General features: G+C 69.0%; 31 protein-coding genes. 21 read left to right on the forward strand and 10 right to left on the reverse strand.

The annotated features are described in order from the left end of the window. Positions 1–49 precede the first annotated feature (49 nt). From H5T77_RS05660 to H5T77_RS05670, 3 genes are read right to left on the reverse strand one after another with little or no spacing between them, the layout of a single operon-like run. A complete protein-coding gene (locus H5T77_RS05660; protein WP_292646186.1) occupies positions 50–700 on the reverse strand; it encodes a GerMN domain-containing protein in 651 nt (216 codons plus the stop codon). Beyond that, the gene (locus H5T77_RS05665) at positions 697–2088 is read right to left on the reverse strand and encodes a sensor histidine kinase (RefSeq protein WP_292646189.1); all 1392 of its coding nucleotides are present in this window, start codon (positions 2086–2088) and stop codon (positions 697–699) included. The genes H5T77_RS05660 and H5T77_RS05665 overlap by 4 nt, the downstream gene beginning before the upstream one ends. Next, a complete protein-coding gene (locus tag H5T77_RS05670) occupies positions 2085–2810 on the reverse strand; it encodes a response regulator transcription factor (protein WP_292646191.1) in 726 nt (241 codons plus the stop codon). Before H5T77_RS05670 ends, H5T77_RS05665 begins: the two co-directional genes overlap by 4 nt. A 124-nt stretch (positions 2811–2934) precedes the next feature. On the opposite strand from H5T77_RS05670, the gene H5T77_RS05675 reads away from it, so the two are divergent. Further along, a complete protein-coding gene (locus H5T77_RS05675; RefSeq protein WP_292646194.1) occupies positions 2935–3279 on the forward strand; it encodes an STAS domain-containing protein in 345 nt (114 codons plus the stop codon). Next, positions 3279–3668: a hypothetical protein gene (locus tag H5T77_RS05680; protein WP_292646196.1), complete on the forward strand. Its 390-nt coding sequence runs from the start codon at positions 3279–3281 to the stop codon at positions 3666–3668. Before H5T77_RS05675 ends, H5T77_RS05680 begins: the two co-directional genes overlap by 1 nt. A 7-nt stretch (positions 3669–3675) precedes the next feature. Here H5T77_RS05680 and H5T77_RS05685 read toward each other — a convergent pair whose 3' ends face one another. Further along, positions 3676–4260: a DUF3043 domain-containing protein gene (locus tag H5T77_RS05685; protein ID WP_292646197.1), complete on the reverse strand. Its 585-nt coding sequence runs from the start codon at positions 4258–4260 to the stop codon at positions 3676–3678. Between the two features lie 250 nt (positions 4261–4510). On the opposite strand from H5T77_RS05685, the gene H5T77_RS05690 reads away from it, so the two are divergent. The 6 genes from H5T77_RS05690 (at position 4511) to H5T77_RS05715 (ending at position 9371) form a co-directional block, all read left to right on the forward strand. After that, complete coding sequence (locus H5T77_RS05690) at positions 4511–5293, forward strand: PspA/IM30 family protein (protein WP_292646200.1); 783 nt, start codon at positions 4511–4513, stop codon at positions 5291–5293. Then, positions 5290–5568, forward strand: a complete 279-nt coding sequence (pspAA, locus tag H5T77_RS05695; RefSeq protein ID WP_292646203.1) for a PspA-associated protein PspAA — start codon at positions 5290–5292, stop codon at positions 5566–5568. The genes H5T77_RS05690 and pspAA overlap by 4 nt, the downstream gene beginning before the upstream one ends. A 10-nt stretch (positions 5569–5578) precedes the next feature. Further along, complete coding sequence (gene htpX, locus H5T77_RS05700) at positions 5579–6487, forward strand: zinc metalloprotease HtpX (protein ID WP_292646206.1); 909 nt, start codon at positions 5579–5581, stop codon at positions 6485–6487. A gap of 17 nt (positions 6488–6504) precedes the next feature. Then, the gene (pspAB, locus tag H5T77_RS05705) at positions 6505–7092 is read left to right on the forward strand and encodes a PspA-associated protein PspAB (protein ID WP_179657085.1); all 588 of its coding nucleotides are present in this window, start codon (positions 6505–6507) and stop codon (positions 7090–7092) included. A gap of 114 nt (positions 7093–7206) precedes the next feature. Next, on the forward strand, positions 7207–7932 hold the full coding sequence (locus tag H5T77_RS05710; RefSeq protein ID WP_292646211.1) for a response regulator transcription factor: 726 nt from the start codon (positions 7207–7209) through the stop codon (positions 7930–7932). Further along, complete coding sequence (locus tag H5T77_RS05715) at positions 7929–9371, forward strand: sensor histidine kinase (protein ID WP_292646213.1); 1443 nt, start codon at positions 7929–7931, stop codon at positions 9369–9371. Before H5T77_RS05710 ends, H5T77_RS05715 begins: the two co-directional genes overlap by 4 nt. A gap of 29 nt (positions 9372–9400) precedes the next feature. Here H5T77_RS05715 and nadA read toward each other — a convergent pair whose 3' ends face one another. Both nadA and H5T77_RS05725 read right to left on the reverse strand, forming a co-directional pair. Further along, positions 9401–10600 (reverse strand): quinolinate synthase NadA, encoded by a 1200-nt coding sequence (gene nadA / locus H5T77_RS05720; protein ID WP_292646215.1) that lies wholly within the window; start codon positions 10598–10600, stop codon positions 9401–9403. Positions 10601–10663: 63 nt separating this feature from the next. Beyond that, positions 10664–11713: a DUF695 domain-containing protein gene (locus H5T77_RS05725; protein ID WP_292646218.1), complete on the reverse strand. Its 1050-nt coding sequence runs from the start codon at positions 11711–11713 to the stop codon at positions 10664–10666. Positions 11714–11806: 93 nt separating this feature from the next. Between H5T77_RS05725 and H5T77_RS05730 the strand changes: the two genes are divergently transcribed. Continuing rightward, a complete protein-coding gene (locus H5T77_RS05730) occupies positions 11807–12892 on the forward strand; it encodes a glycerate kinase family protein (protein ID WP_292646221.1) in 1086 nt (361 codons plus the stop codon). Positions 12893–12957: 65 nt separating this feature from the next. Next, a complete protein-coding gene (gene erpA, locus H5T77_RS05735) occupies positions 12958–13311 on the forward strand; it encodes an iron-sulfur cluster insertion protein ErpA (protein ID WP_292646224.1) in 354 nt (117 codons plus the stop codon). Between the two features lie 93 nt (positions 13312–13404). On the opposite strand, the gene H5T77_RS05740 is transcribed toward erpA, so the two are convergent. Further along, positions 13405–13620 (reverse strand): hypothetical protein, encoded by a 216-nt coding sequence (locus H5T77_RS05740; RefSeq protein ID WP_292646226.1) that lies wholly within the window; start codon positions 13618–13620, stop codon positions 13405–13407. 118 nt (positions 13621–13738) lie between these two features. Here H5T77_RS05740 and H5T77_RS05745 point away from each other — a divergent pair, with 118 nt between their 5' ends. Continuing rightward, positions 13739–14722, forward strand: coding sequence for a carbohydrate kinase family protein (locus H5T77_RS05745; RefSeq protein ID WP_292646229.1), 984 nt, complete (start codon positions 13739–13741; stop codon positions 14720–14722). A 115-nt stretch (positions 14723–14837) separates the two neighbouring features. On the opposite strand, the gene H5T77_RS05750 is transcribed toward H5T77_RS05745, so the two are convergent. After that, on the reverse strand, positions 14838–15074 hold the full coding sequence (locus tag H5T77_RS05750; RefSeq protein WP_292646232.1) for a sulfurtransferase TusA family protein: 237 nt from the start codon (positions 15072–15074) through the stop codon (positions 14838–14840). Continuing rightward, positions 15071–16180: a cysteine desulfurase family protein gene (locus H5T77_RS05755; RefSeq protein WP_292646234.1), complete on the reverse strand. Its 1110-nt coding sequence runs from the start codon at positions 16178–16180 to the stop codon at positions 15071–15073. Before H5T77_RS05755 ends, H5T77_RS05750 begins: the two co-directional genes overlap by 4 nt. Before the next feature lie 175 nt (positions 16181–16355). Between H5T77_RS05755 and ctaC the strand changes: the two genes are divergently transcribed. The 10 genes from ctaC to H5T77_RS05805 all read left to right on the forward strand — a co-directional run bounded on the left by ctaC (position 16356) and on the right by H5T77_RS05805 (position 25992). Next, positions 16356–17249, forward strand: a complete 894-nt coding sequence (gene ctaC / locus H5T77_RS05760) for an aa3-type cytochrome oxidase subunit II (protein WP_292646236.1) — start codon at positions 16356–16358, stop codon at positions 17247–17249. Beyond that, the gene (gene ctaD / locus H5T77_RS05765) at positions 17246–18928 is read left to right on the forward strand and encodes an aa3-type cytochrome oxidase subunit I (protein WP_292646238.1); all 1683 of its coding nucleotides are present in this window, start codon (positions 17246–17248) and stop codon (positions 18926–18928) included. The genes ctaC and ctaD overlap by 4 nt, the downstream gene beginning before the upstream one ends. 5 nt (positions 18929–18933) lie before the next feature. Next, positions 18934–19350, forward strand: a complete 417-nt coding sequence (locus H5T77_RS05770) for a cytochrome c oxidase subunit 4 (protein ID WP_292646240.1) — start codon at positions 18934–18936, stop codon at positions 19348–19350. 147 nt (positions 19351–19497) lie between these two features. Next, positions 19498–20706, forward strand: a complete 1209-nt coding sequence (locus tag H5T77_RS05775) for a L,D-transpeptidase (protein ID WP_292646243.1) — start codon at positions 19498–19500, stop codon at positions 20704–20706. Between the two features lie 191 nt (positions 20707–20897). Then, positions 20898–21632 carry an HAD family hydrolase gene (locus H5T77_RS05780; RefSeq protein ID WP_292646246.1) on the forward strand — a complete coding sequence of 245 codons (735 nt, stop codon included), beginning with the start codon at positions 20898–20900 and terminating at the stop codon, positions 21630–21632. Further along, complete coding sequence (phnD, locus tag H5T77_RS05785) at positions 21626–22603, forward strand: phosphate/phosphite/phosphonate ABC transporter substrate-binding protein (RefSeq protein WP_292646248.1); 978 nt, start codon at positions 21626–21628, stop codon at positions 22601–22603. The genes H5T77_RS05780 and phnD overlap by 7 nt, the downstream gene beginning before the upstream one ends. Next, entirely contained in the window at positions 22600–23451 is an 852-nt protein-coding gene (gene phnC / locus H5T77_RS05790) for a phosphonate ABC transporter ATP-binding protein (protein WP_292646251.1), read from the forward strand. The genes phnD and phnC overlap by 4 nt, the downstream gene beginning before the upstream one ends. Continuing rightward, positions 23448–24272 carry a phosphonate ABC transporter, permease protein PhnE gene (gene phnE, locus H5T77_RS05795; protein ID WP_292646253.1) on the forward strand — a complete coding sequence of 275 codons (825 nt, stop codon included), beginning with the start codon at positions 23448–23450 and terminating at the stop codon, positions 24270–24272. The genes phnC and phnE (H5T77_RS05795) overlap by 4 nt, the downstream gene beginning before the upstream one ends. Next, positions 24269–25144, forward strand: coding sequence for a phosphonate ABC transporter, permease protein PhnE (gene phnE / locus H5T77_RS05800; RefSeq protein WP_292646256.1), 876 nt, complete (start codon positions 24269–24271; stop codon positions 25142–25144). Before phnE (H5T77_RS05795) ends, phnE (H5T77_RS05800) begins: the two co-directional genes overlap by 4 nt. Further along, positions 25141–25992 (forward strand): MurR/RpiR family transcriptional regulator, encoded by an 852-nt coding sequence (locus H5T77_RS05805; protein WP_292646259.1) that lies wholly within the window; start codon positions 25141–25143, stop codon positions 25990–25992. Before phnE (H5T77_RS05800) ends, H5T77_RS05805 begins: the two co-directional genes overlap by 4 nt. 4 nt (positions 25993–25996) lie before the next feature. On the opposite strand, the gene H5T77_RS05810 is transcribed toward H5T77_RS05805, so the two are convergent. Next, positions 25997–26347, reverse strand: a complete 351-nt coding sequence (locus H5T77_RS05810) for a GatB/YqeY domain-containing protein (protein ID WP_292646261.1) — start codon at positions 26345–26347, stop codon at positions 25997–25999. Positions 26348–26498: the final 151 nt, after the last annotated feature.

Consider the following 26498-nt stretch of genomic DNA (forward strand, 5'->3'; position numbering starts at 1 on the left):
TCAGAGCCGCTCAGAGCTACCCATGACCGCCCAGGACCGCTGGGCGAGCTCAGCTGGGGCAGAGGTCCCGGCGTCGTAGCCGTTCGTCCTTGGGCGGCTCGGCGGGGTCGGCCAGCAGGCTGCGGTAGTCGTCGTGGCGCAACGGCCCGTCGGCGAGCTCGCCCGAGGACTTCGGCACCTGCAGCGGCTCGGCGTCGTACTTCATCTTCACCCGGTCCACGCCGGGGATCGAGGTCAGCGACAGCACCGTCTGGGCGGTGGCGAGCACCACCCGGTTGGTGGCGATCGTGTCGTCGGTGGAGATGCGGAGGTGGGCGGTGCGGTCGGTGATCTCCACGAGCTCCAGCCATCCCTCCGGGGGCAGGGCGGTGCCGAGGCCTGAAGCCAGGTCGACCTCCGTGGGACCGGCGCCGAGCTGGTCGAGGATGTTCTTCGCGACCCCGTCGACGGTCTTGGAGCAGAAGCTGGCGGTGGGGCGGCTGACGAGACGGTCCTCGCCGTTGACCCAGTAGAGCCGCGGCCCGGCGGCGCCCTGCGCTGTGCCCGGTGCGACGGCGGCAGCGTCGTCGAGCAGATGGTAGGGAACCTCGTCGGGATCGACGGTCCGCACCTCGTCGCTGCTCGGGACTCCGCACGCGGCAGCCCCGGCCAGCAGCAGGCCGGAGAGCACCGCCGCCCATGACGTACGCGCCGTCCTCATGTCACCTCCCGGCCCGAGACGGTCCGCGCCGTGGGCGCGAGGGGGAGCGAGATCACGAAGTCCGCGCCGGTCGGGTCGGCATCGCGACACCAGACCGAGCCGTCGTGCAGCTGAGCGGTCCGCTCCACGATGCTCAGGCCCAGCCCGCTCCCGGTCGTCGCGCCCCGCGCCCCCAGCCGGGAGAACCGGTCGAAGATGTGCTCGCGCGACGCGACGGGTACGCCGGGCCCGGAGTCCGCGACGTGGATCTCGGCCTCGCCGCGGCGCGCGGTGGCACGCACCGAGGTGAGGCCGCCGCCATGGGTCTCGGCGTTGCGGACCAGGTTGGCGAGGGCTCGGTGCAGCTGGAGCCGATCACCGTAGATCTCCAGCTCGTCGGGGACGTCGATGACGACGTCGTCGCCGATGCCGTTGTCCGCGAGAGTCGCGGCGACGAGGTCGGTGACTCTCAGCACCTCCCACTCCGACTCCCGCACGCCTGCGTCGAGACGCCCCAGCGCGATGAGGTCCTCGAGCGCCCCGCGGAACCGTTCCAGCTCGCCGGCCATCAGGTCCACCGCGGTCGCGGAGCTGGGGGAGAGGTGCTTGTCGCCCTGCAGGACGCCGAGGCTGGTGGTGAGGGTGGCCACCGGCGTACGAAGCTCGTGACTGACGTCGGCGGCGAAGCGGGCGTCGTGGTCGAGGCGCTCGACCACGGTGTCGACCATGGTGTTGAACGACCCGGTCAGGGTCGACAGGTCGGGGTCGTCGGTTGCCTCTACTCGGGTGTCGAGCTCGCCGGCGGAGATCCGCGCTGCGGCCAGGGCGACCTGGCGCAGCGGCCGCAGCACCCGCCGGGCGGCGTACCAGCCGAGCACGCCGCCGGCGATGGTGGTGACCGCCGCCGAGATGGCGAGCGCGTAGCCCATCGTGTCGAGGGTCTCGCTGAGCTCCTTGGCATAGGTGACCTCGTAGTAGTCGGCGTCCACGCCCTCGAGCGGGACCCCGACGACGATGTTGGGCCGGTCGCCGGTGTCGGTCCAGGTCAGCGCGACGTCTCCGGCCTGGACGCTCGAGGCGACGTCGCTGGTGGCGTCGTGGACCTGGGTGGTGAGGTCGGAGGAGTACCACTGACCGTCCTTGTGGACGAACACAGTGGTGCGGCTCGGCTGGGCGATCTCGGCGAGAACCTCGGCGACGTTGACCCCGTTCGTGCGCAGCCGTTCCTTGACGAGCGCGGCGTCGATGTAGGCCTGCTGCAGCGCGTTCCGCTCACGCTGCGCGATCAGGTAGTGACGGGCCGAGAAGTAGGTGCTGAAGGCGAGGATCAGGCTGATCAGCAGCGCGCCGGCCGCGAACGCCGCCACGACGTTGGCGCGGAGACCGCGCCGACTCGGTCTCCGGTTCATCGCGGGTCCAGCCGGTAGCCCAGGCCGCGGACGGTGGAGATGACGCCGCCGGCCTCCGGGTCGGTGTCGACCTTGTTGCGCAGGCGGCTGACGTGCACGTCGACGACCCGGACGTCTCCGTGATGGCCCTCGGGCCACATCTGGTTGACCAGGTTCTCGCGGGTCATCACCCTACCGGGGCTGTTCGTCAGCGCGAGCAGGAGCTTGAACTCCGTGCTGGTCAGGTGGAGGTCCTCGGCGCCCCGGCGGAGGGTCGCGGCCTCCGGGTCGAAGACCAGCGGGCCGTCGGTCGAGTCGAGCACGATGCCGCTGGCAGGGGCGTAGCCGCCCTGAGCCGGGACAAGGGGAAAGTCGGGGCGCCGCAGCGCGGCGCGGATCCGGGCCCTGACCTCGGCCACGTCGAACGGCTTGCGCACGTAGTCGTCGGCTCCCGCCTCCAGCGCGGTGACCACGTCCTTGGCACCGTCGCGGGCGCTGATCACGATGATCGGTGCGGTCGTCCGGGGGCGCACGCTCCGGATGAAGGTGAACCCGTCGATGCCGCCGAGCATCAGGTCGACGAGCATCACGTCGAACGGCTCCTGGGCGTCGAGATCGAGGGCGATCTCGGCGTCGTCGGCTTCGCCGACCGCGTACCCCTCCTGCTCGAGGAAGAGCCGAAGGGAGGTACGCAGCCCGTAGTCGTCCTCCAGGATGAGCACTCGCTTGGCTGCCTCTTGCACGTCCCGAATCGTCTCACCCGAACGGCCGGGACAAAGAGCCGTCGCGGTCCGCCGGCCGGAAGTGACACGAAACTGACATGAAACTGCGAAAGGACCTCCACACACCGTGGGCAGGGTGGACGGCATGAGCGAGGCGGAGTTCTACCCGATGGACGAGACCATCATCGTGCCGTTCTCGGACGCGACCTGCCTGCGAGCGATCCACAACCTGCGCTGGCGGTTGGCGGAGATGCTCGTGGGCGGTCCCGAGGCGGTCGTGGTCGACCTGACGGGTCTGACCGGGTTCTCCTCGACGACCATCGCGGCGCTGCTGTGGGCCAAGCGTCGCTGCGGGTCGCGGGGCGTGCCCCTTCGTCTCCGAAACGCCGATCCGGCGCTCGCCGGTCAGCTCCGCCGAGCCGGTCTCGACACCATCTGGGACATCCAGACGGCTCCGGCCGCATCCACCCCCACCCGAAAGGCCAACTGATGAGCAACCACGTCTACGAGACGGAACGCGAGCAGGCATTCGATCTGCTGACGCCGGACCAGGCGATGAACCAGGTGCGAGCGTGGACCGACTCGCGGGTCGTGGGCGACCGCGCCGCCAACCGGCTCGAGGTCCTCGCCGCATTCGGCGTCCATGTGGCCATCTCGAACCTCCCCGGCGAGATCTGGGTGAAGATGGCGTGGCGTACGCCGACCCGGGTCGAGCTCTCCACGATCTGGACGCTCACCTCGATGCCGGCGTCCGCACCCGAGCCCTACGTCGCCGAGAAGCTCACCGACCTGGCCGGCTCATGGAGCTTCCACGAGCGCGTCGGCGGGGCCAGTCTCGTCTGCGAGGTCGAGGACGTGCCCCGGCCCGACGACGCCTAGTGGTGGCTCAGCGGTAGTCGTCGGAGAGCTGCGAGCCGATCTTGACCTGCGGCTTGGGCATACGCAGGGGGCGGATCTGGATGGCCCGCATGATCGCGTAGTAGGTGGTGCCCTTGAGGTCGTTGTCGGGGAAGCGGCGCTTGAGCTCCTTGCGGAGCAGGAAGCGCAGCGTGATCAGGTTGATGATCACGGTGGCCATCACGACGAGCGTGAAGAGCTGGGAGTACATCGCCAGCTCGAGGCTGATGTAGGGCACCACCAACGCGATGATCAGCACCGGGAGCACGATCTCGGCGAAGGTGAACCGGGCGTCGATCCAGTCACGGATGAAGCGCTTGACCGGGCCCTTGTCGCGCAGCGGCAGGTAGCGCTCGTCGCCGGTCTTCATCGCCTGGCGCATCTTGTCGCCGTGCTCGGCGCGCTGGGCGCGGTTGGCGGCGTTGATCTCCTTGCGGGTACGCGGCTGCTTGAGACGCGCCTTGCGCGCCGCTTCGGCTTCCTTGCGCGATGGGGTCGGGCGACCCTTGCCGGTCTCTTTGACCGGGGTCTCGGGCTCGACGACCTGCTGGGCGGGGGACTTGCGACCGAACAACGAAGGGACCTCTTACGTATCTGCTGAAGCGGGAGCCCGAAGCAAATGAGTCTTGCTGAAGCGGAGCCCGAGGCAAAACAGTGTTGGCTAGGACACGTACAGGATATCCCGAGGGACCCGGACAACGAGTTTTGTGGACCCGGCCTAGGGTGAGAGGCAACACTTGTCCTAGGACGACGAGAGTCCAGCGGCAAGCGACGACGCGGGGCGGCCGGCGGTCGGCTGCATATGAGAGGCGTAAAGGGAAGCGATGAGTGTGATGAAGCGGCTGAGCCTGGTCTTCAAGGCGAAGGCAAATAAGGCGCTCGACAAGGCCGAGGACCCACGGGAGGTGCTCGACTACAGCTACCAGAAGCAGCTTCAGATGCTGCAGCAGGTGCGTCGCGGCGTCGCGGACGTCGCGACCAGCCGCAAGCGCGTCGAGCTGCAGATCAACGGGCTCAAGCAGCAGTCCGACAAGCTCACCCAGCAGGCCCAGAAGGCCATCGAGATGAACCGTGAGGATCTTGCCCGCGAGGCCCTCACGCGCAAGAGCGGCCTCACCCAGCAGATGAACGACCTCAACACCCAGCTGGGGACCCTTCAGGGCGAGGAGGAGAAGCTCACCCTCGCGCAGCAGCGGCTGCAGGCCAAGGTGGAGTCCTTCCGCACCAAGAAGGAGACCATCAAGGCGACCTACACCGCTGCCGAGGCGCAGACCCGGATCAACGAGGCGATCTCCGGCATCGGCGAGGAGATGGGCGACGTCGGCATGGCCATGCAGCGTGCCGAGGACAAGACCCTCGAGATGCAGGCCCGTGCCGGTGCCGTCGACGAGCTGCTCTCCTCGGGCGCCCTCGACGACCTCACCGCCGGTCCGTCCGACGACATCACCCGTCAGCTCGACGCCCTGAGCTCCACCAACGACGTCGAGGCCGAGCTCGCGGCTCTCAAGGGCCTCGGCTCCTCGCAGCAGACCCAGGCGCTGCCCGGTGGCGACAACAGCTCGCCGGTCATCGACGTCGACTCGACCGAGAAGAAGGCGGAGCAGTGATCGTTCGCATCCTCGGGGAGGGGCAGTACGACCTCGACGCCTCCGCGATCGACAAGCTCAACGAGCTCGACGCAGCCGTCGAGGCTGCCTGCCAGGGCACCGACGAGGCCGTCTTCGACGCGGCGCTGGTCGCGCTGCTCGAAGGCGTGCGCTCGATGGGCACCGCGCACCCGGTCGACGCGATCGACTCCTCCGACCTGATCCTGCCCGGCCCCGGCTCCACACTCGCCGAGGTCTCCGAGATGCTCGGCGACGAGGGCCTCATCCCCGGCTGAGCATGATCTGATGTCACGCTTCCAGGGGGATGCCGGGCTGACCGTCCGGATGACCACGGTGATGTTCCTGCTCGGCGCGCTCTTCGTCGGGCTCGTCGTGGCGCTGATGTTCGTGATGCCGGCACAGTGGGCGCCGATCATCGGCATCGTCGGTCTCGGCATCGCCTGGTGGCAGTGGTACTCCTCCGACACCCTCGCGATGCGCGCCATGGGCGCGCGCGAGGTGTCGGTCCAGGAGGCGCCCGAGCTGCACGCGATGATCGACCGGCTGTGCACCCTGGCCGACATGCCGAAGCCGCGGGTCGGGATCGCCCACACCGACATGCCCAACGCCTTCGCCACCGGCCGCTCGCCCAAGCGGTCCGCCGTCGTGGTGACCACCGGCATCATGCAGCGGCTGAGCGCCGAGGAGCTGGAGGGCGTGCTCGCCCATGAGCTCTCTCATGTCGCCCACCGCGACGTGCTCGTGATGACGGTCGCCTCCTCGGCCGGCATCGTGGCCGGGATGCTGAGCCGGGGCTCCCAGTACGGCGCGTACGCAGGCGGCGGCCGCCGCGACGGCAACAACGGTCTCCCGGTGTGGCTGGTGGTGCTGCTGGTCTCCCTGGCGGTCTACGCCGTGTCCTGGGTGCTGCTGCGGATGCTGTCGCGCTACCGCGAGCTGGCCGCCGACCGTGCCGGCGCGCACCTGACCATGAAGCCGGGCGCGCTGGCCAGCGCGCTGCAGAAGATCACCGGCGAGATCTCCGCGATCCCGAGCCGGGACCTCCGGTCCTCGCAGGCGATGAACGCGTTCTTCATCGCGCCGGCGATCAGCGGTCAGTCGCTGCGTACGCTGACCTCGACGCACCCCTCGCTGGAGCAGCGCCTCGAGCAGCTCGCCCAGATCGAGGCCGAGCTCGGCCGTCCGACGCAGTGACGACGTAAGGTCGCCCTGTGGGTTTCTGGGATGTCATCACGGGTCGTACGCGACCGAAGCAGGCCAACCTCGACGCACTGTTCGCGGTGCCGACGGCCGCACTCACCATGCAGACCTCGCTCGGGCTGGTCCCGACCGGGGACGGGGCGGTCTGCTACCGCGCCGCCGCAGGGGCAGGGTTCGCCGGCACGCAGGACGACGTCGTCGAGCTGCTCGGTGCCTCCGAGGCTGCGCCGAAGGTGTCCACGAGCGTCGACGAGTTCGGCTTCACCTGGCTCAGCGTCGACCACGAGCCCTTGGACCCGGCCAATCCCGACATCACCGGCCTGGTCACCGATCTCCACGCGGTCAACACCACGTTGGAGATGAACGGCTTCGGGCCGGGGCTGCTGTGCTCGCTGATCGGCTTCGAGGGCGCGGACGGCCGCAGCGTGGGCCTCATCTACCTCTACAAGCAGGGCACCTTCTACCCCTTCGTCCCGACCGGTCCGCAGCAGCGCGACAACCTGCTCGAGATCAACGTCCGCACCGCGATCGAAGGCGATCTTCCGGTCGAGAAGGACCTCTCTCGCTGGCTCGCGGTCTGGGGCGCGCCCGGCCTCTGAGCGCGACCTGATCCGGCCTGATCCGGCCGGCGCTGGGCAGATCGTTGCTGACTCCTTCGACACGCCTCAGCGGCTTCACAAGCAACACACAGCAAACAGCCGCATGATGGAGTCATGACTGCTGGAGCACAGGACCTGACCCGTCCCGACGGGTCGCCGCTGCGGGTGCTCGTCGTCGACGACGAGGTGAACATCGCCGAGCTGATCGCGATGGCGCTGCGGTTCGAGGGCTGGGAGGTCACCATGGCCCACTCCGGCTCCAAGGCGGTCAGCGCCGCGAAGGAGACCTCGCCCGACGCGATCGTGCTCGACTGGATGCTGCCCGACTTCGACGGGCTCGAGGTCCTGCGTCGCGTACGCAGCACCCGCCCGGTCGTACCCGTCCTGTTCCTCACCGCCAAGGACGCGGTCGAGGACCGGGTCGCCGGGCTGACCGCGGGCGGTGACGACTACGTGACCAAGCCGTTCTCTCTCGAAGAGCTCGTCGCGCGGCTGCGCGGCCTGATGCGCCGGGCCGGGGCGACCCGGGTCGAGGAGCACTCGGTGCTCCGCGTCGGCGACCTCACGATGGACGAGGACTCCCGGGAGGTGCACCGCGCGGGGGAGGAGGTCACGCTCACCGCGACCGAGTTCGAGCTGCTCCGCTACCTGATGCGCAACCCGCGCCGGGTGCTCTCGAAGGCACAGATCCTCGACCGCGTCTGGTCCTACGACTTCGGTGGTCAGGCCAACGTCGTCGAGCTCTACATCTCCTACCTGCGCAAGAAGATCGATGCCGGCCGCAAGCCGATGATCCACACGATGCGCGGCGCGGGCTACGTGCTGAAGGCGACTGAGTGAACGAGCGCCAGCGCGTGACCAGCCGGCTGAGGCGACTCCTCGCGCCGCTCACCTCACGGCTGGTCATCACCGCGGTCTCCCTGGTGCTGGTCGTCTCGCTGCTGATCGCCACCGTCGCCACCATCGCGTTGCGCGAGACCCTGCTGGACCGCCTCGACCGAGACGTACGCGACATGGCTCGGGGTGTGGCCGGGACGAGCCCGGGGGTTCGGTTCAACCTGGCCCCGAACTCGGTCTTTGCGGAGTTCCCCGAGAACGGTCGGGCCAGAGGCACGCTCGGCGACTTCGACCCGGACGAGGTGGAGACGCTCACCACGGCCGATCTCGGTGCGCTGCGGGAGGTGCGCGTCGACGCTCGTGCGCACGACGTCGAGCTGCCCGATCACGGCACCTACCGGGTGATCGCCCAGGCCGTCTTCAACACGAGCACCGGCCAGACGGTGGTCGTCGTCACCGGCCACTCCACAGGTGAGGTCGAGAAGACCATCGGGAGCCTGATCTTCTGGGAGGCCCTGCTGACCCTGCTCGGCGTCCTGGCCGCCGCAGGTGTGGGCTATGTCGTCGTACGCCGCCAGCTCAGCCCGTTGCGGGAGGTCGCCGCCACCGCGCATGCTGTCGCCGGCCTCCCGATGTCCTCCGGCGAGGTCTCGGTGACCGAACGGGTCCCCGAGCGGCTCACCGACGAGGACACCGAGGTCGGCCAGGTCGGTGCCGCGCTCAACTCGCTGCTCGACCACGTCGAGATCTCCCTGGCCGAGCGTCACCGCAGCGAGCAGCAGGTACGCCAGTTCGTCGCGGACGCCTCCCACGAGCTGCGTACGCCGCTGACCACCATCCGTGGCTACACCGAGCTGGCCCAGCAGCGGCCCGAAGCGGTCCCGATGGCGCTCGGCAAGGTGGAGGAGGAGTCGCTGCGGATGACCACGCTGGTAGAGGATCTGCTCCTGCTCGCCCGCCTCGACCAGGGCCGCCCGCTCGCCCGCGAGTCGGTCGACCTGACCCGGCTGCTCCTCGAAGCCATCGACGACGCCCGGGTCGTCGCCCCGTCGCACACCTGGCGGCTCGAGCTGCCGGCCGACACCGACGCCGACTCCGATGCCGCCGAGGTGATCGTCACCGGCGACGACCAGCGACTCCACCAGGTGATCAGCAACCTGCTCACCAACGAGCGCCGGCACACGCCAGCCGGCACCACGGTCACCGTCCGCGTACGGCCTGACGGTTTCGACGTCCACGACGACGGGCCGGGCTTCCCGCCGGACCTCGTCCCACGCGCCTTCGAGCGCTTCACCCGGGCCGACGAGGCCCGTCAGCGCGACGGCGGTGCCGGCCTCGGGCTGGCCCTGGTCCACGCCATCGTCACCGCCCACGGCGGCGCAGTGAAGCTGACCAGCGTCCCCGGCGACACCACGATCGCCGTACGCCTCCCCGCCGGCTGACCTCAGCAGTGACGCCTCGGCAGGGGCTGTCAGTCGTCCTGGGCCGTGCCTGTTGAGCTCAGCCCCGGGAGGTCGAGCATGCGCTGGAGGGCGAGCTTGGCGTAGTGCGCGGTGTCGGCGTCGACCTCGATGCGGTTGACGACCTGGCCGTCGACGAGGGACTCCAGGGCCCAGACGAGGTGGGGCAGGTCGATGCGGTTCATCGTCGAGCAGTAGCAGACGGTGCGGTCGAGGAAGGCGATCCGCTTGTCGGGGTGGGCGGCGGCGAGCCGCTTGACCAGGTTGAGCTCGGTGCCGATCGCCCAGGCTGACCCAGCGGGAGCTGCCTCGATGGTCGAGATGATGAACTCGGTCGAGCCCACCAGGTCGGCCTTGAGGACGACCTCGTGCTTGCACTCGGGGTGGACCAGGATCTGCACGCCCGGGATCTCGGCCCGCAGCTCGTCGATGGTGTCGGGGGAGAAGCGGCCGTGGACCGAGCAGTGGCCCTTCCACAGGATCACCTTCGCCGCCCGGAGCTCCTCGGCGCTCACGCCGCCGCCGGGCTGGAGCGGGTCCCAGACGATGCAGTCGTCCAGCGACAGGCCGAGCTTCAGGACCGCGGTGTTGCGGCCGAGGTGCTGGTCGGGGAAGAAGAGGACCTTGGCGCCACCTTCTGAACCAGCCTTCTGGTCGAACGCCCACTCCAGCACGGCCTGCGCGTTGGAGGAGGTGCACACGACTCCGTCGTGGCGTCCGCAGAACGCCTTGATGTCGGCGGAGGAGTTCATGTACGTCACCGGCACGACCTGCTCGGCGACGCCCGCCTCGGTGAGCGCCTCCCAGGCCTTCTCGACCTGGCCCAGCCGCGCCATGTCGGCCATCGAGCACCCGGCCGCGAGGTCGGGGAGGATGACCGCCTGCGAAGGCGAGGTGAGGATGTCGGCCGACTCGGCCATGAAGTGCACGCCGCAGAAGACGATGTACTCCGCGTCCGGCCGCGCGGCCGCGTCGCGGGCGAGCTTGAAGGAGTCGCCCATCACGTCAGCGAACTGGACGACCTCGTCGCGCTGGTAGTGGTGTCCGAGGACGAACACCCTTTCGCCCAGCTTCTCCTTGGCGGCGAGAGCGCGCGCGACCAGTTCGGGGTCGGAGGCGGCCGGCAGGTCGCCGGGACACTCGACGCCACGCTCGGAGTTCAGGTCGGTGCCGCGCCCGAGGGGGAGCAGCGGGAGGTCGACAGTCGTCATGATGACGATAATACATGTCGTGGGCTAGATGCTCCGGTGGCGTAGGTCACATGGTGGTCGCCCTCAGGCGCGCAGAGGACGGACGGCCTCCCAGGCGGGGTCGGTGTCGACCCGGGTGACGACATCGCCGTGGGTCCAGTCGCCGACCGTCTCCTCCAGCCGCTGCGGGGCCGAGGTGGTCGGGTCGATGTAGGCGTGCAGGAGACGTACGCCGTTGGTGGTCTCGTGGGCGACGACGCGGCCGTCGGGCCCGAGGGTGGAGGCGAGACGGTCCTCGAGCCGGCCGAGGTCGCGCAGGGCATCGGCCGAGGGGAGCCCGCGCTCGGCGAAACCGACGTAAGGGATCATCACGCCGACGTGGTGGGTCAGGTTGGGGGCGAGGACCGGGTGCAGGGGGACGACCGCGCTCGCCTCCACCGGACCCTGCGGGCTCTCCCCGCGGAGCAGCACCCAGGCCGGGTTGCCGTCGGGGTCGACGTACTCCTTGCGGAGGTTGCGTACGGCGGTGCGCAGCCCGTCGAGGCCGAAGCCGTTGCGGGGGCGGGCCGTGGCCGTCTCGACCTCGCCTATCCACAGCTCGGTGCTGGACTCGCCCAGGGTGGTGTCGAGGGCGTGGAAGGCGACCTGCAGGCGGGCGTCGTCGGTGAGCTCCGGGAAAGCCGGGTGGAAGAGCGTGATGTCGAAGTGGGCGCCGTTCTGCCGGCCGCTCACCAGCACGTCGGCCAGCCGGATCTCGGCTCCACCGGAGGTGGTGAGCACCGCCTGGACCGGATCTTCGACCGGCGGCCGCTGGTCGCTGAACTCCCAGGGCGAGACGCCGTCGGGCTCGGGGGCGGCGAGCAGCCAGCGGCGAGCCAGCGCGCGGTGGTCCGGGTCGCCGCCGGCAGAGACGACCAGCAGGCGCCCGCCCAGCGGACCGGGGCCGACCTCCCAGCTCAGACCCGTCTCGATCGCGTCGACCCGTCTGGCCAGCAGGTGGACCAGAGCGCCCTGGTCGTCGGCATCGAGCGCGGCACCACAGGCGAGCGCGCCCTTCTGTGCCCACCAGGTCCAGAAGTCACGGATCCGTCTGGTCTCTGCGTCGCTGGCCGTGGGCCGCCGGAAGAACCGCACGAAACGACCTTAACCCGCCGCATCCGCAATGGTTGTGGCTTTGGGCGGACGGTGGGACGCGGGGACCTTTCGGCGCGCGGGTAGGTTTCGGCCATGCGAGTCCTGATCGCCCCCGACAAGTACGCAGGCACGCTCTCTGCCTCCCAGGCGGCTGCCGCGATCGCGGAGGGCTGGCGGCGTACGGCACCTCGCGACGAGTTGTCGCTGGTGCCGATGGCGGACGGCGGACCGGGGTTCCTCGCGCTGCTGCACGAGTCCCTCGGTGGCGACCTCCACGAGCTCGAGGTCAGCGGACCGCACGGCGAGCCGGTGGCCGCTCAGGTCCTGGTCGATGGCAAGACCGCCTATGTCGAGTCAGCCCAGGCAGCCGGCCTGCACCTGACCGACGGGAAGGGCGCCGAGCACGCGACCTCGTACGGAGTGGGGCAGCTGATCCTCGCCGCTCGCGACGCCAGAGCGAGCAAGGTCGTGGTCGGCCTCGGCGGCTCGGGCACGAGCGACGGGGGAGCGGGCCTGCTCGCTGTGCTGGGTGCCACCGCGGACCGGCCGCTCGACGCCGGTCTGATCGGGCTCGAGGGCGTCACCGAGGTGACACTGCCCGAGCCGCTCGGTCTCGAGATCGTGATCGCCAGCGACGTCGACAACCCGCTGACCGGCCTCTTCGGTGCGGTCAAGGTCTACGGGAAGCAGAAGGGCCTGGCCGAGGAGGTCATGCCCCGCTGGGACGGTGCGCTCCAGGACCTGGCAGCCGCCACCTCGCGCAAGATCGCGACCGAGAAGGGTGCCGGAGCGGCCGGTGGCATGGGATTCGCGCTGCTGCTCCTCGGCGGCAAGCGACGCCCGGGGTTCGAGGTCGTCGCCGACCTGCTCGGGCTGCCCGAGCTGGCCTCCTGGGCCGACCTGGTGATCACCGGCGAGGGGTCCTTCGACCCGCAGAGCACCGCCGGCAAGGTCCCGGTCGGGGTGGCGCGCCTGGCCGAGCAGTCCCTGCGGCCCTGCATCGTGCTGGCCGGGAAGGCCAGCATGAGCGGACGGGAGCTGCGGACGCTCGGCATCGACGCCGCCTACTCCCTCGTCGACAGCGTCGGCGAGGAGCGGGCGCTCGCCGAGGCGTACGACTCCCTCGCCCAGGTCGCCGCCCGGGTGGCCCGGACGTGGTCCGCCGACCATCGGGAATAACCGAGGATGTGCGACGATTGAGCCTTAAGACACAACCCGCACCCACGCACAGGGAGCCCAGCTACATGACCGAGCAGACGACCGAACGCCGCGCCGACTCCATCAACCTGAGCGACGTCGCCGCCGCGAAGGTGAAGAGCCTCCTGGAGCAGGAAGGCCGCGACGACCTGAGCCTGCGCATCTCCGTGCAGCCTGGTGGCTGCTCCGGCCTGCGCTACCAGCTCTTCTTCGACGAGCGCACCCTCGACGGTGACGAGATCACCGACTTCGACGGCGTGTCCGTCGTCGTCGACCGGATGAGCGTTCCCTACCTCAACGGCGCCATGATCGACTTCGTGGACAGCATCGAGAAGCAGGGGTTCACCATCGACAACCCCAACGCCACGGGTTCATGCGCCTGCGGAGATTCCTTCCACTGAGCCGAACCTGGTCCAGCACGTCAGCAGCCCCTGCCGCGTAGGCAGGGGCTGCTGTGCATTTGTGGCCTCCTCGGTACAGGAGGCCGAGACCGATCAGGTCAGGGCGAGGTCGTCGGCGACGTGCTCGCACGCCGCGAGCATGGCGGTGTCGCCCGGCTCGCGAGCCTGCATCCGGACCGTCGGCGCCGGGCGATCGGCCGCACGCACTCTCGGCGCAGGCAGGCGCAGCGCGCTGTCGGCGGCGGCGCAGTCGGAGCAGAGCTGCGCCGGGCTGTCGAGGTCGTCGTACGGAACGCGCATGTCTGTCATACAAACGACGGTAAGCACTACCAACCGGTAGCAGAAGGCCGACTCAGCGGTAATATTCATCTCCCGTCCACGGCCGGGTCTTAACGTCGTCCGAGGTCTCGCCGGTAGGGTTCCGCGCATGTCCGGTTCACTCCTGATCGCAGGCTCCATCGCCACCGACCACCTGATGAGCTTCGGTGGAAAGTTCGCCGACTCGCTGGTCGCCGACCAGCTCGACAAGCTCTCGGTGAGCTTCCTGGTCAACGACCTCGAGATCCGCCGCGGTGGTGTCGGCGCCAACATCTCCTTCGGCCTGGCCAACCTCGGTCTCGACCCGGTGCTCGTCGGGGCGGTCGGCGAAGACTTCGCCGACTACCGCTCCTGGCTCGAGCGCCACGGCGTCAACTGCGACCACCTGCGGGTCTCGGAGACGCTGCACACCGCGCGGTTCGTGTGCACCACGGACACCGCGATGGCCCAGTTCGCCAGCTTCTACCCGGGTGCGATGGCCGAGGCCCGCGAGATCGAGCTCGGTCCGATCGCGGAGAAGGTCGGCGAGCCGTCGTTCGTGCTGGTCGCGCCCGACGACCCCGACGCGATGAGGCGCCACACCCAGGAGGCGCGCCAGCGCGGCTACACCTTCATCTCCGACCCGAGCCAGCAGCTCGCCTTCGGCGACGGTGAGCTGATCCGCGAGCTCGTCGACGGCGCCGCCTATCTGTTCACCAACGAGTACGAGTCCCACGTCCTCCAGCAGAAGACCGACTGGACGGCCGAGGATGTCCTGGCCCGCGTCGGCACCCAGGTCACCACCCTCGGCAAGGACGGCGCGCGCATCCAGAGCAAGGGCGAGGACGCCATCGAGGTGCCTGCCGCGAAGAACGTGAACGCCATCGAGCCCACCGGCGTCGGCGACGCCTTCCGGGCCGGCTTCCTGGCCGCGCTGGCCTGGGACTGCGAGCTGGAGCAGGCCGCCGAGGTCGGCTGTGTCCTGGCCGCCTACTGCGTCGAGACCGTCGGCCCGCAGGAGTACTCCTTCACGCCCGAGGCGTTCGTCGGACGGGTCCGGGAGTCGTACGGCGACACCGCCGCGGACCAGATCGCTCCGCACCTCAAGGCCTGAGCCTGCGACCCTGCGAGCGAAGCGAGCAGGGTCGCAACGCGAAGGGATCGAGCGAGCGCGCGGCTGAGCCTGCGAAGCCGCGACTGCGGGTCGAGATCGACCCCCGCATAACCTCTTAGCTGAGACGGCGTATCCGATAGACGGGTACGCCGTCTTCTGCTTCCACCTCGCCGACGAACTCCTGGCCGCGCATCCGGGCCCAGGCGGGCACGTCGTGGTGGGCGGCGACGTCGTCGGCGGCTACCGCGATCACCTCACCGATCTCGATGTCACCGAGGTGTCGGCCGAGCTCGATGACGGGTCGCGGGCAGGCCTGGCCACGACAGTCCAAGGTCACGGTCGGCGCGCTCATAGTCCGGCCTCGGCGCGTAGGTCCTTGACGATCCCGGGCAGTGCATCGAGCATGCGCTCCACATCCTCTCGCGTCGTGTCGCGGGTCAGCGACAGCCGAACGTTACCGTGTGTCAACGCTCCCATGGCGGCAAGCACGCGAGACGGCTCGCGGGTGTCGGAGGTGCAGGCGGAGCCGCTCGCGACACCGACGCCGATGCGGTCCAGCGCGGTCACCAGCGCCTCGCCGTCAACGTACAGCGCCGAGAACGTCACCAGGTGGGGGAGCCGCCCGTCGGCGGGCCCGGCCACGTCCACGTCCGGGATCTCCGTCCGGACCCGCTCCCTGACCAGCGAGATCAGCTCGTGCTGGCGGGCGTTGACCTCCTCGCGCTCGGCGACCACGGCCTGGAGCGCCGCCGCGGCGGCCAGCGCCCCGGGGATGTTGGAGAACCCCTGGTCCGTACGCGACCACTCGTCGCCGGGGAACGGCCAGCGCCACCGCGCCGCCCTGCGCACGACCAGCACCCCCACACCGCCCGGGCCGCCCCACTTGCGGGCAGAGCCGGCGACCGCGTCCCCGGCCAAGGGTAGGGGCAGCCGTCCCATGGAGGCACAGGCGTCGACGAAGAGCGGCACCGGACCGGCGGCGGAGGCGACCTCGTCGAGAGGCTGAAGCGTGCCGACCTCGTGGTTGGCCTGCTGGACCGCGATCGCATCGACGTCCCCGGCGCGGACCGCGTCCTGCACGGCGCTCACCTCGACCCGTGCCTCGTCGTCGACGGCCAGCTCGGTGACGGGGGAGCGCCGAGACCATCTCGCGGCGTCGACGACCGCCTGGTGCTCCACGGCACTGTGACCGATGCCATGGGATCCGAGACCCAGCAGGCCTGCGTGCACGGCGGTGGTGCCCGAAGATGTGAAAAGCACCTCATCGCGACGCACGCCCAAGGCCTCGGCCACGACCTCGCGGGCGTTGGAGAGCAGCAGCCCCGCGTTGCGCGCCGGCCGGTGCAGGCGGCGGGGGTCGGCATACCCCTGATCCGCCGCGGCCAGAAGCACTTCCCGCGCCGCGGGATGGAGCGGTTCGGCCGATGCGGCGTCGAGGTAGGTGAAGGGTTCGGTCACAGAACCCAACGGTAGCCATACGCGACATGAGGAACCCCTGAGGATGATTCCGGATGCGCTCGCGATAGTCTGCGGACATCTGAGTGTTCGCATGAGAGAGAGGCTCGTAGTGGGTCTGCACTTGCCAAGGGCCGGATCGACTCCGTCCCACGCCCGCGCCCGACGTGGTGCGCTGGTGGCGACGCTGACGGCCGGCGCCCTCCTGCTGAGTGGCTGTTCGGACGAGGCGGCGCGTTTCGGCTTCCCCGAGCCACGTTCTGAGCAGGGGGAGCACAACCTCGCCCTGTGGCAGGGTGCGTGGATCGCCGCGTTGATCACGGGTGTCCTGACCTGGGGGCTCATCTTCTGGGCGATCTGGCGTTACCGGCGCCGCAGTGACGCCGACATCCCGGTCCAGACGCGTTACAACCTGCCGTTGGAGATCTTCTACACGATCGCCCCGGTTCTGATGGTGATCGTGTTCTTCGACCACACCGTCAAGGTCCAGAACGAGATGCTCGACAACGGCAACCCGACCAACGTGATCGAGGTGACCGGCCAGCAGTGGCAGTGGACCTTCAACCACGGCATCGGTGAGCCCGACGTGAGCGCGGACGAGAACCTCGTCGACGACGAGTACCCCTACGACCGCTACGGCTACGTCGTGGGCACCGGCTCGCACATCCCGACGCTGGTCCTCCCGGAGAAGACCACCACGCGGTTCAACCTGCGCTCGGCCGACGTCATCCACAACTTCGGTGTCCCTGACTTCGGCATGAGGATGGACGTCATCCCGGGTCGGGTGAACCACTACTCGATCACCACGAAGGAGGCCACGGCCACCTTCGACCCGAACGCCGAGGACCTCATCGACGGCACCACCTTCCGTGGCGCCTGCTACGAGCTCTGCGGCGTCTACCACGCCCGGATGATCTTCAAGGTCGCGATCCTCTCCGAGGACGACTACAAGTCCTACGTCGACACGTTGGCGCAGAACGGCTTCGAGGCCGAGCGCCCGCTGCTCGGTGGCGGCAAGTCCACCCGCAGCCTCGACGACATCGCCAGCCACAATGAGGAGGAGGGCGAGTGACCGCCACCGATGCCCGCCCGGTCACCGGCGGCCCCAAGCCGCTCGGCAAGCAGATCTACCAGCTGCTGACCACCACCGATCACAAGCTGATCGGGAAGATGTACCTGGTCACGTCGTTCTTCTGGTTCCTGGTCGGCGGCCTGATGGCGCTGCTGATGCGTTCGGAGCTGGCGTTCCCGGGTCAGCAGGTCGTCAACGACGAGCTGTTCAACCAGCTGTTCACGATGCACGGCACGATCATGCTGCTGCTGTTCGCGACGCCGCTGTTCTTCGGTTTCTCCAACGTCATCATGCCGCTGCAGATCGGCGCTCCTGACGTCGCCTTCCCGCGGCTGAACATGTTCAGCTACTGGCTCTACCTCTTCGGTGGCCTGATCGCGGCCAGCGGCTTCTTCACCCCGACCGGCGCGGCCGACTTCGGCTGGTTCGCCTACACGCCGCTCTCCAGCGCGCAGTACTCCCCGGGCGTCGGTGGCGACCTGTGGATCATGGGTCTCTACATGGGTGGTCTGGGCACGATCCTCGGCTCGGTCAACTTCATCACCACGATCATCTGCATGCGTGCGCCGGGCATGACCATGTTCCGGATGCCGATCTTCACGTGGAACACCCTGATCACGGCGCTGCTCGCGCTGATCGCGTTCCCGATCCTCGCCGCCGCGCTGCTGATGCTCGAGTCCGACCGTCAGTTCGGGTCCCATGTCTTCGACGCCTCTCACGGCGGACCGATCCTGTGGCAACACCTGTTCTGGTTCTTCGGCCACCCCGAGGTCTACATCATCGCGCTGCCGTTCTTCGGCATCATCTCCGAGATCCTCCCGGTCTTCAGCCGCAAGCCGATCTTCGGCTACGTCGGTCTGGTGGCCGCGACCCTCGGCATCGCGATCCTCTCGGTGGCGGTGTGGGCGCACCACATGTTCGTGACCGGTGCGGTCAACCTGCCGTTCTTCTCCGGGATGACGTTCCTGATCGCGGTGCCGACAGGCGTGAAGTTCTTCAACTGGATCGGCACGATGTGGGGCGGGTCGGTCAGCTTCGACACCCCGATGCTGTGGTCGATCGGCTTCCTGACGACCTTCCTCTTCGGTGGTCTGACCGGCATCATCCTGGCGAGCCCGCCGCTCGACTTCCAGGTCTCCGACTCCTACTTCGTGGTCGCGCACTTCCACTACGTGGTCTTCGGGACCGTCGTGTTCGCGATGTTCGCCGGGTTCTACTTCTGGTGGCCGAAGATGACCGGCCGGATGCTCGACGAACGCCTCGGCAAGGTCCACTTCTGGCTGCTGTTCGTCGGCTTCCACGCGACCTTCCTGGTCCAGCACTGGCTCGGTGTCGAGGGCATGCAGCGACGCATCGCCGACTACCTGCCCAGCGACGGGTTCACCTTCCTGAACCAGTTCTCGACCGTGGGTGCGTTCCTGCTGAGCCTGTCGATGCTGCCGTTCTTCTACAACCTCTACGTCTCCCGCAAGGCACCGCTGGTGACCGTGGACGACCCGTGGGGCTGGGGCCGCTCGCTGGAGTGGGCCACTGCCTGCCCGGCGCCGCGCCACAACTTCGTCTCGATCCCGAAGATCCGCTCGGAGTCCCCGGCCTTCGACCTCCACCACCCGGAGATCGCCGCGCTGGAGCACGATGAGGACGATCTTGTCTCCAACAGCTCCAACAAGGAAGGCTGAGCCCGATGAAGTCTGAAGCCTGGATCTTCGGGATCTGCACCGCCTTCCTGGTGCTGGTCACCCCGGCCTACTGGTTCATCACCGTCGCCTCCGAAGAGGGCGGTGACTGGACCGGCACCTCGGCGCTGGTGATGTGCACACTGCTGTTCCTGATGATCTGGATCTACCTCGGATTCCACGCGATCAAGATGGACCCGCGGCCAGAGGACCGTGAGGACGGCGACATCGCCGAGGGCGCGGGGGAGTACGGCTTCTTCCCGCCGTTCTCCTGGTGGCCGCTGTGGGCAGCGCTCACCTTCGGCCTGGTGGTCCTCGCGGTCGCGATGGCAGCCTGGTGGCTGGTCATCATCGCCGCCGTGCTCGGCATGCTGGCCACCGCCGGCTGGAACTTCGAGTACTACCGAGGCGAGTTCAAGCACTGAGCGAAAACCTACGTCGGGGCCCGATCCATCCGGATCGGGCCCCGCTGTATTTCTTGGGCAGCTCTTGGGGATGCCCGGTAGGGTTAACGCTCTCGCGTCCGGGTACAGGGCGTTGGGGTAATTAAACAGGTCTGGAGCAGTCTCACCGTGTCATCGCAGTCACCGTTTCACCGTCCGTCCCTGCTCGCCCGCCGACGGGTGCTGTGGACCACAGCGGCGGCGGCGCTCGCGCCGGTGCTCGCCGCGTGCGGTGCGGAGCCGGCCTCGAAGGAGCCCAAGAAGCCCGCCGAGCCCAAGGTGCAGATCACGCACAACATCGAGGACAACGCGACGGGCGTCCCGGTCGACAAGGTGGTCAAGGTCGATGTGGCCAAGGGCCGTCTCGACGAGGTCATGCTGGCCGGAGCCAAGGGCACCAAGGTGCGTGGCACCATCACCGAGGACGGCCTCAGCTGGAGTGCGGGCGATGTGCTCGAGCCGACCGCGTCCTACACCCTCTCGGTCACCGCCACCGGCGACGACGGTCTGGAGAAGAAGAGCCAGATCACCTTCGCCACCGAGGACCTCGGCCTGGACCGCCAGACCTATCCGTCCATCGCGCCCCTCGACGGCGAGACCGTCGGCGTCGGGATGCCGATCATCGTGACGTACGACCTGCCGGTGAAGAACAAGGCGGCCTTCGAGAAGAAGATGATCGTCGAGTCGACCCCGAAGCAGGAGGGGTCGTGGTACTGGGTGAACGACAAGGAGGTCCACTACCGTCCGCGCACCTACTGGCAGGCCAACTCCACGGTCAAGGTGAAGCTCGACATCAACTCGGTCCCCGCCGGCGGCGGCATCTTCGGCCAGAAGAACCGCGAGATCACCTTCAAGACAGGTGACGCGCACATCTACCGGGCCAACGCGAAGACCTATCAGATGGAGGTCTTCAAGAACGGGCAGAAGATCAAGACCATCCCGATCACGACCGGCAAGGAAGGGTTCATCACCCGCAGCGGCGTGAAGGTGATCATCGAGAAGTTCGAGCGCAAGACCATGAACTCCGAGACCATCGGGATCAACCCGGGCGACCGGGAGTACTACAACATGGAGGGCGTGAAGTGGGCCATGCGGCTGACGTTCTCCGGCGAGTTCATCCACGGCGCCCCGTGGTCGGTGGCCCAGCAGGGCAATGCCAACGTCTCCCACGGCTGCACCGGCATGAGCGACGCCAACGCCAAGTTCCTCTACGACATGACCCGCCGCGGTGACGTGGTCGAGACGGTCGGCACCAACCGCGGGATGACCCTCAGCAACGGTTGGGGCGACTGGAACACCCCCTACGAGGAGTACCGCGCCGGATCCGCGCTCGCCTGACCCGGCGGCACGCCGGGCCTCGCCTGACCGGGACAACCGGCTCGGGCCGATATCGTGGGCTGCGGCAGACAACGCACGACACCACGTCGTTGCTGCTTGCGTCCGGAAGAGTCTTTACCTACCTTCCGTTCAAGACGTGATCGCGATGCGCAGGCTCGACCCCGACGGCCCGCGCCTGGAAGGTGGACTCGTTGTCTCGGCCCGTGCTGGTGCTCGACCTGGACGGAACGGTGTGTCTCGGAGACACGCCGGTCCTTCTCTACGCCGCCCGGGTGGCGGCCCTCACCGTCGCCCCTGAGGCGCTCCTGGAGACCACTGAGGCCTTTCTCGGGCAGAGACTGCCCGGGAATGCCCCGAAGACGCTGACCGGCGCTCAGGACGGCTACGAGGCGGTCAAGATCCTGGGCCTGGCCGCCGGGGTCTCCGAGGAGGAGCTGAGCGCGGCGTACGTCTGGAGCCGGGCAGCGATGAGCGAGCAGCCCGGCGACATCCGCACGCCCGACGGGCTGGTCGAGCTGCTCGACGGTCTCGATGCCCACCGGGTGATCATGACCAACTCCCCGGGCAGCGGCCTGGACGCGATCCTGGAGCACCTCGGCCTCCGCGACGTGGTCGACGAGGTGCACACCGACGCCCTCAAGCCGACCCGGATGACCGGTCACCTGGACCGCCTCCTGGATGCCTTCGGCCTGGCCGACAGACCGGAGTGGCTCATGTCCGTGGGCGACATCTGGCGCAATGACCTGGCACCCGCTGTCGAGCGTGGTTGTGTTGCTGCGTACGTTGACGCCTTCGACCGTCGACAGGGACCGGCACATGTTCGTGCAGGATCGCTGGCGGGCCTGTACTCCGCAGTCTCGGACTGGTCGAATGACCCCTCAGCCTTCATCGCAGCTCACCCCCTCAAGGAGTCTGTCCAATGTTGAGAACCCCCACGACCCGGTTGCTGGCGGTTGGTGCCGCCGCATCGCTCACCCTCTCGCTCGCCGCCTGCGGCGGCAGCGAGGAGAGCACCGCGCCCGCGGAGGATCCCAAGGAGCTCGTGCTGTCGCTGGTGCCCTCCGGGGACATCGACTCGATCACCGAGAGCGCGAAGGGCCTGGAGTCGTTCCTCAGCGACCGGATCGGGATCCCCGTACGCGCCGAGGTGACCGAGAGCTATGCGGCCGCGATCGTGGCGATGAAGTCGGACCAGGCCCAGGTCGCGATGCTCGGTCCGATCGGCGTGGTGCAGGCCGAGGACCAGGCCGGTGCGGTGCCGATCCTTCAGTCCGTGCGCTACGGCTCGTCGAGCTACCACACGCAGTGGTTCACCAACGACCCCGAGACGTACTGTGCCGACGAGGTCAAGGTGCTCGACGGCCTGAAGTACTGCAACGGCACCGACGCCGCCAAGACCGGCCCCACCGGTGAGGTCGCCCTGTCCAAGGTCAAGCCCGGCACCCCGATCGCCTTCGTCGACCAGGGCTCGGCGGCCGGCTACTACTACCCGGCCACTCAGTGGGGGCTCGTCACCGGCGGCGACGCGCTGGTCGACCTCGACGCGCAGTTCGCCGGCGACCACGACGCCGCGGTCCTGGCTGTGGCCCGTGGCGACTACCCGGTCGGGGTGAGCTTCGACGACGCCCGGGAGGACGTCGCGGCCGACGAGCCGAAGGTCGCCTCCGACGTCGTGGTCTTCGCCTACTCCGCAGAGATCCCCAACGACGGCATCGTCGTCGCCGGCGGGCTCTCCAAGGAGCTGCGTACGAAGGTGACCGACGCGTTCACCGCGATGGCGAAGGACCCCAAGGGGCTTAAGACCCTGGCGGCCGTCTACGACATCGAGGGCCTGGTGAAGGTCGACAAGACCGCGCTGAAGAAGGCGAAGTCCGTGGAGGAGAACTTCGGCGAATGAGCGCCTCGGGTCTCGGGCATCGGGCCGGTGACCGGTCCGATGGTCGGTCCGACGGTGGCTCTGACGGTGGCTCTGATGGTGGGCACAGCATCGTCTTCGACGACGTCTCGGTGGTCTACCCCAACGGCAGCCGTGGCCTCGCCGGTGTCAGCCTGACCATCTCGCCGGGGGAGTTCGTCGTGGTCGTCGGCCTCTCCGGCGCCGGGAAGTCCACGCTCGTCCGCACGATCAACGGCCTGGTGCCGGTCACCGCGGGGAGGCTGTCGGTGGGTGGGACCGAGGTGAAGTCGGTACGCGGCCGCCGGCTGCCGCGGCTGCGCGCCGACATCGGGATGATCTTCCAAGGGTTCAACCTGGTGACCCGCCGATCCGTGATGAGCAACGTGCTCACCGGTCGGCTGCACGCCCAGTCATGGGCGCGGTCCCTGCTCGGGCTGCACACCAAGGCCGACAAGGAGATCGCCTTCGAGGCCCTGGAGCGCGTCGGGATCGTCGAGAAGGCATGGGTACGCGCCTCCGAGCTCTCCGGCGGGCAGCAGCAGCGGGTCGCGATCGCCCGTGCTCTGGCGCAGCAGCCGTCGGTGATGCTCGCCGACGAGCCGGTCGCATCGCTCGATCCACCGACAGCCGACCGGGTGATGCGCGACCTACGGCAGATCAACCGGGACCTGGGCATCACCACCGTGGTCAACCTGCACTTCCTCGACCTCGCCCGGCGCTACGCGGACCGGATCATCGGCATGCGCGCGGGAGAGGTGGTCTTCGACGGCCCCGCGACCGATGCCGACGACGCGGTCTTCGAGAGGATCTACGGACGCTCGCTGACCGGCGAGGACATCTCGACATGACGGGCGCCGCCCTCGAGCGCCGGGACGGCCCGCAGGGCCCGGTGCGTCCGGCGAAACCACCGCCGAGCCCGCTGCTGATCGGTGGTGTCCTCGGCGCCGTCGCCGTCACCGGGGTGGCGGGCTGGGCGATCGACTTCTCGCTCACTCCGGTCATCGAGCAGTGGTCGACGCTGATGATGATCCTCGGGGAGGTGGTGCACCCCGAGTGGGCCGAGATCACCGACCCGACCTCGCGGCTGTGGACCGCGCTGATGGAGACCGCCGCCATCGCGGTGATCGCGACGTTCGTCGGCTCCCTGATCGCCCTCGGGGTGGCTCTGCTGGGCTCCAAGGTCAGCGCGCCGCCCGGGATCTACCGGGTCACCAAGTCGGTGATGGCGGTGATCCGGTCGCTGCCCGACATGGCCTACGCCCTGATCTTCGTCGCCGTCGTCACCGGCCCGCTGCCGGGCATCCTGGCCCTGACCGTCTTCAACGTCGGCATCGTCGCCAAGCTGACCGCGGAGAGCATCGACGCCGTCGATCAGGGGCCGCTGGAGGCGCTCGACGCGGCCGGGGCCACCCGCTGGCAGCGGGCCCGGGCGGCGATCGTCCCGCTGGTGCTGCCCAGCTACGCCTCGTACGTCCTCTATGTCTTCGAGCTCAACATCCGTGCCTCAGTGGTGCTGGGTGCGGTCGGAGCCGGCGGGATCGGGCAGCTGATCATGCTCTACTTCAACCGGGCCGACTACCCCCGGCTGGCGGCCGTCGTGATCGTCATCTTCGTGGCCGTCATCGCGATCGACCTGCTCTCCCAGGCCCTGCGCCGGAGACTGGTGTGACCCGCGCGACCGCGACGCGGCCGAACCCGCCGCCGAAGTGGCCCTACACCGTGGCCGGCCTCGCCCTCGTCGGCGTGGTGCTGGCGGCCGGATGGTCCCTGGAGGACGCCCGGTGGGAGCGGCTGCCGCAGTTCCCCGGAGCGATCTGGCAGTACGCCGCTCAGATGATCGACGGCGTGCTCACCTGGCCGGGAGCGCATCCCGATGGTCAGGCCGACCCCGACCTGACCTACGGAGACTGGTGGCTGCAGGCGCTGAAGCTGATGGGGGAGTCGGTGGCGCTCGCCTGGATCGGCACCTGCGTCGGGGCGCTGGTCTCGTTCCCGCTGGCCTTCCTGGCCGCCTCCAACACGGCGCCATGGTTCGTACGCATGCCGGTGCGTACGTTCTTCAACGCCATCCGCGCCGTCCCGGAGATCCTGCTCGCGGTGATCGTCATGCTTCCGCTGTTCGGGCTCAACCCGATGGCCGGAGCGATGGCGATCGGTATCCATTCGATCGGCTCGCTCGGCAAGCTGACCCTGGAGAGCATCGAAACGATCGATCCGGGTCCGGTCGAGGCGGTCGTCGCGGCCGGTGCGACGTGGTGGCAGCGCATCCGCACGGCGGTGATCCCGCAGCTGCTGCCGGAGACCGTGGCTTTCTGGCTCTACCGCTTCGAGGTGAACATCAGAGCAAGCGCGATCCTCGGCGTCGTGAGCGCTGGTGGAATTGGTGCGTTATTAAACCGTGTCCTTCGGGGCCGAGAGTGGGAGTGGGGTGGGATCATGCTTGTTGTGATCATCTTCGTGACGATCCTGGTCGACCAGATCTCTGCTGCGCTGCGTCACCGGATCCTGCACGGCGCCGAGGCCACTGCGGTGGCCGCATGACGAGCGCGCCGGTTCTCCCAGCCATCCGAGCCGCGATGCCGCGGCTCAACCCTTCCGAGCGTGCGGTCGCCGAGGTCGTGCTGACCCGCTCGGAGTGGGCCATCGAGGCGACCACCGCCGAGATCGCCGCCGAGGCCTCGGTCTCGACCGCGACCGTGGTCAGAGCCGCGCAGAGACTCGGGTTCCGCGGCTTCCCGCACCTCAAGGTGCTGCTGGCGCGCGACCTGGGTTCGGCCAAGACCGAGACGAGCGAGGGAGGCAGCCCGCTGACGGTGGTGCGCGCCTTCTTCGCCGACATCGCCGACTCCGCCTCGGACATGGTCGGGCTCCTCACCGAGGAGCAGGTCAGCCGGGCCGTGGATCTCATCGCGGACGCGCGCTCGATCCTGGTCGCCGGCACGGGGGTCTCCTCGCCGGTGGCCGGCGACATCGCGATGCGGCTGGCCTCCCAGGGGCTGAGCACGGTGGCGCCCGCCGACCACCTCGACCAGCTCATCCGGGCTCGTCTGCTCCAGCCGGGCGACGTCTGTGTCGTCGTCAGCGGCACCGGCGCCACCGCGCCGACGATCCAGGTCGCCCAGGCGGCCGTCGCCGGGGGAGCGGCCGTCATCGCGCTGACCTCCTTCACCGGCACGCAGCTGACCAAGCTCGCCGAGGTCGAGCTGGTCACCCCGCAGGGCGGTCGGGCCGGCTTCCGCCAGGAGCTCGACTCGATCATCCGGATCCCGCAGCTCATCCTCGGCAACGCCCTCGTCGCCGCCGTGGCGGCTCGTGACCCCGAGGCCGCCGCCAACGTACGCGCCCGGGTGCTCGAGGTCGTCGGCGGCGAGCTCGACCCGCTGGGCTGAGTCCTTAGATGTAGGCCGCGAGCAGCTCCGCCTCGGCGCGGAGCTGCTCGGCCTTCTCTCCTGCGCCGTGGGACTCCAGGTCCGTCGCGGCGCTCATCCGCTCGGTCTGCTCGATGGAGATGATGGCGCGGATGTCGTCGTCGGTGAGCGCCCGGCGGACGGCCTCGGTCGTCCCGACGCCAGTGGCGGCGCCGGCGATCGGACCGTCGCTCGTGGGCGAGGCCTCTGCGACGGGCAGCGCCTCCGCGTTGGAGATCGCGGCCAGGGTCGAGCGCAGCACCGCTGTGGTGGCCGAGTCCCGGGCCTTGCGAGCGGTGATGAGATCGGCTCGGAGACGAGCCTGGAGATCGGTCATGTGCTGGACACTAGGTTCCAGCGAGGCCGGAGGGCAACCGGGTTTCAATACCGCGAAATGCGACGTGGCGCCGGCCCCCCAGGGGCGGCGCCACCTGGCGGTCGAGATTAAAGCCCAGCGGGTTTGGGGGGGCGCGACCCCAGAGTGTCCG

Origin of the sequence: Nocardioides sp. (assembly GCF_014360585.1) — a bacterium.
GTDB lineage: Bacteria > Actinomycetota > Actinomycetes > Propionibacteriales > Nocardioidaceae > Nocardioides.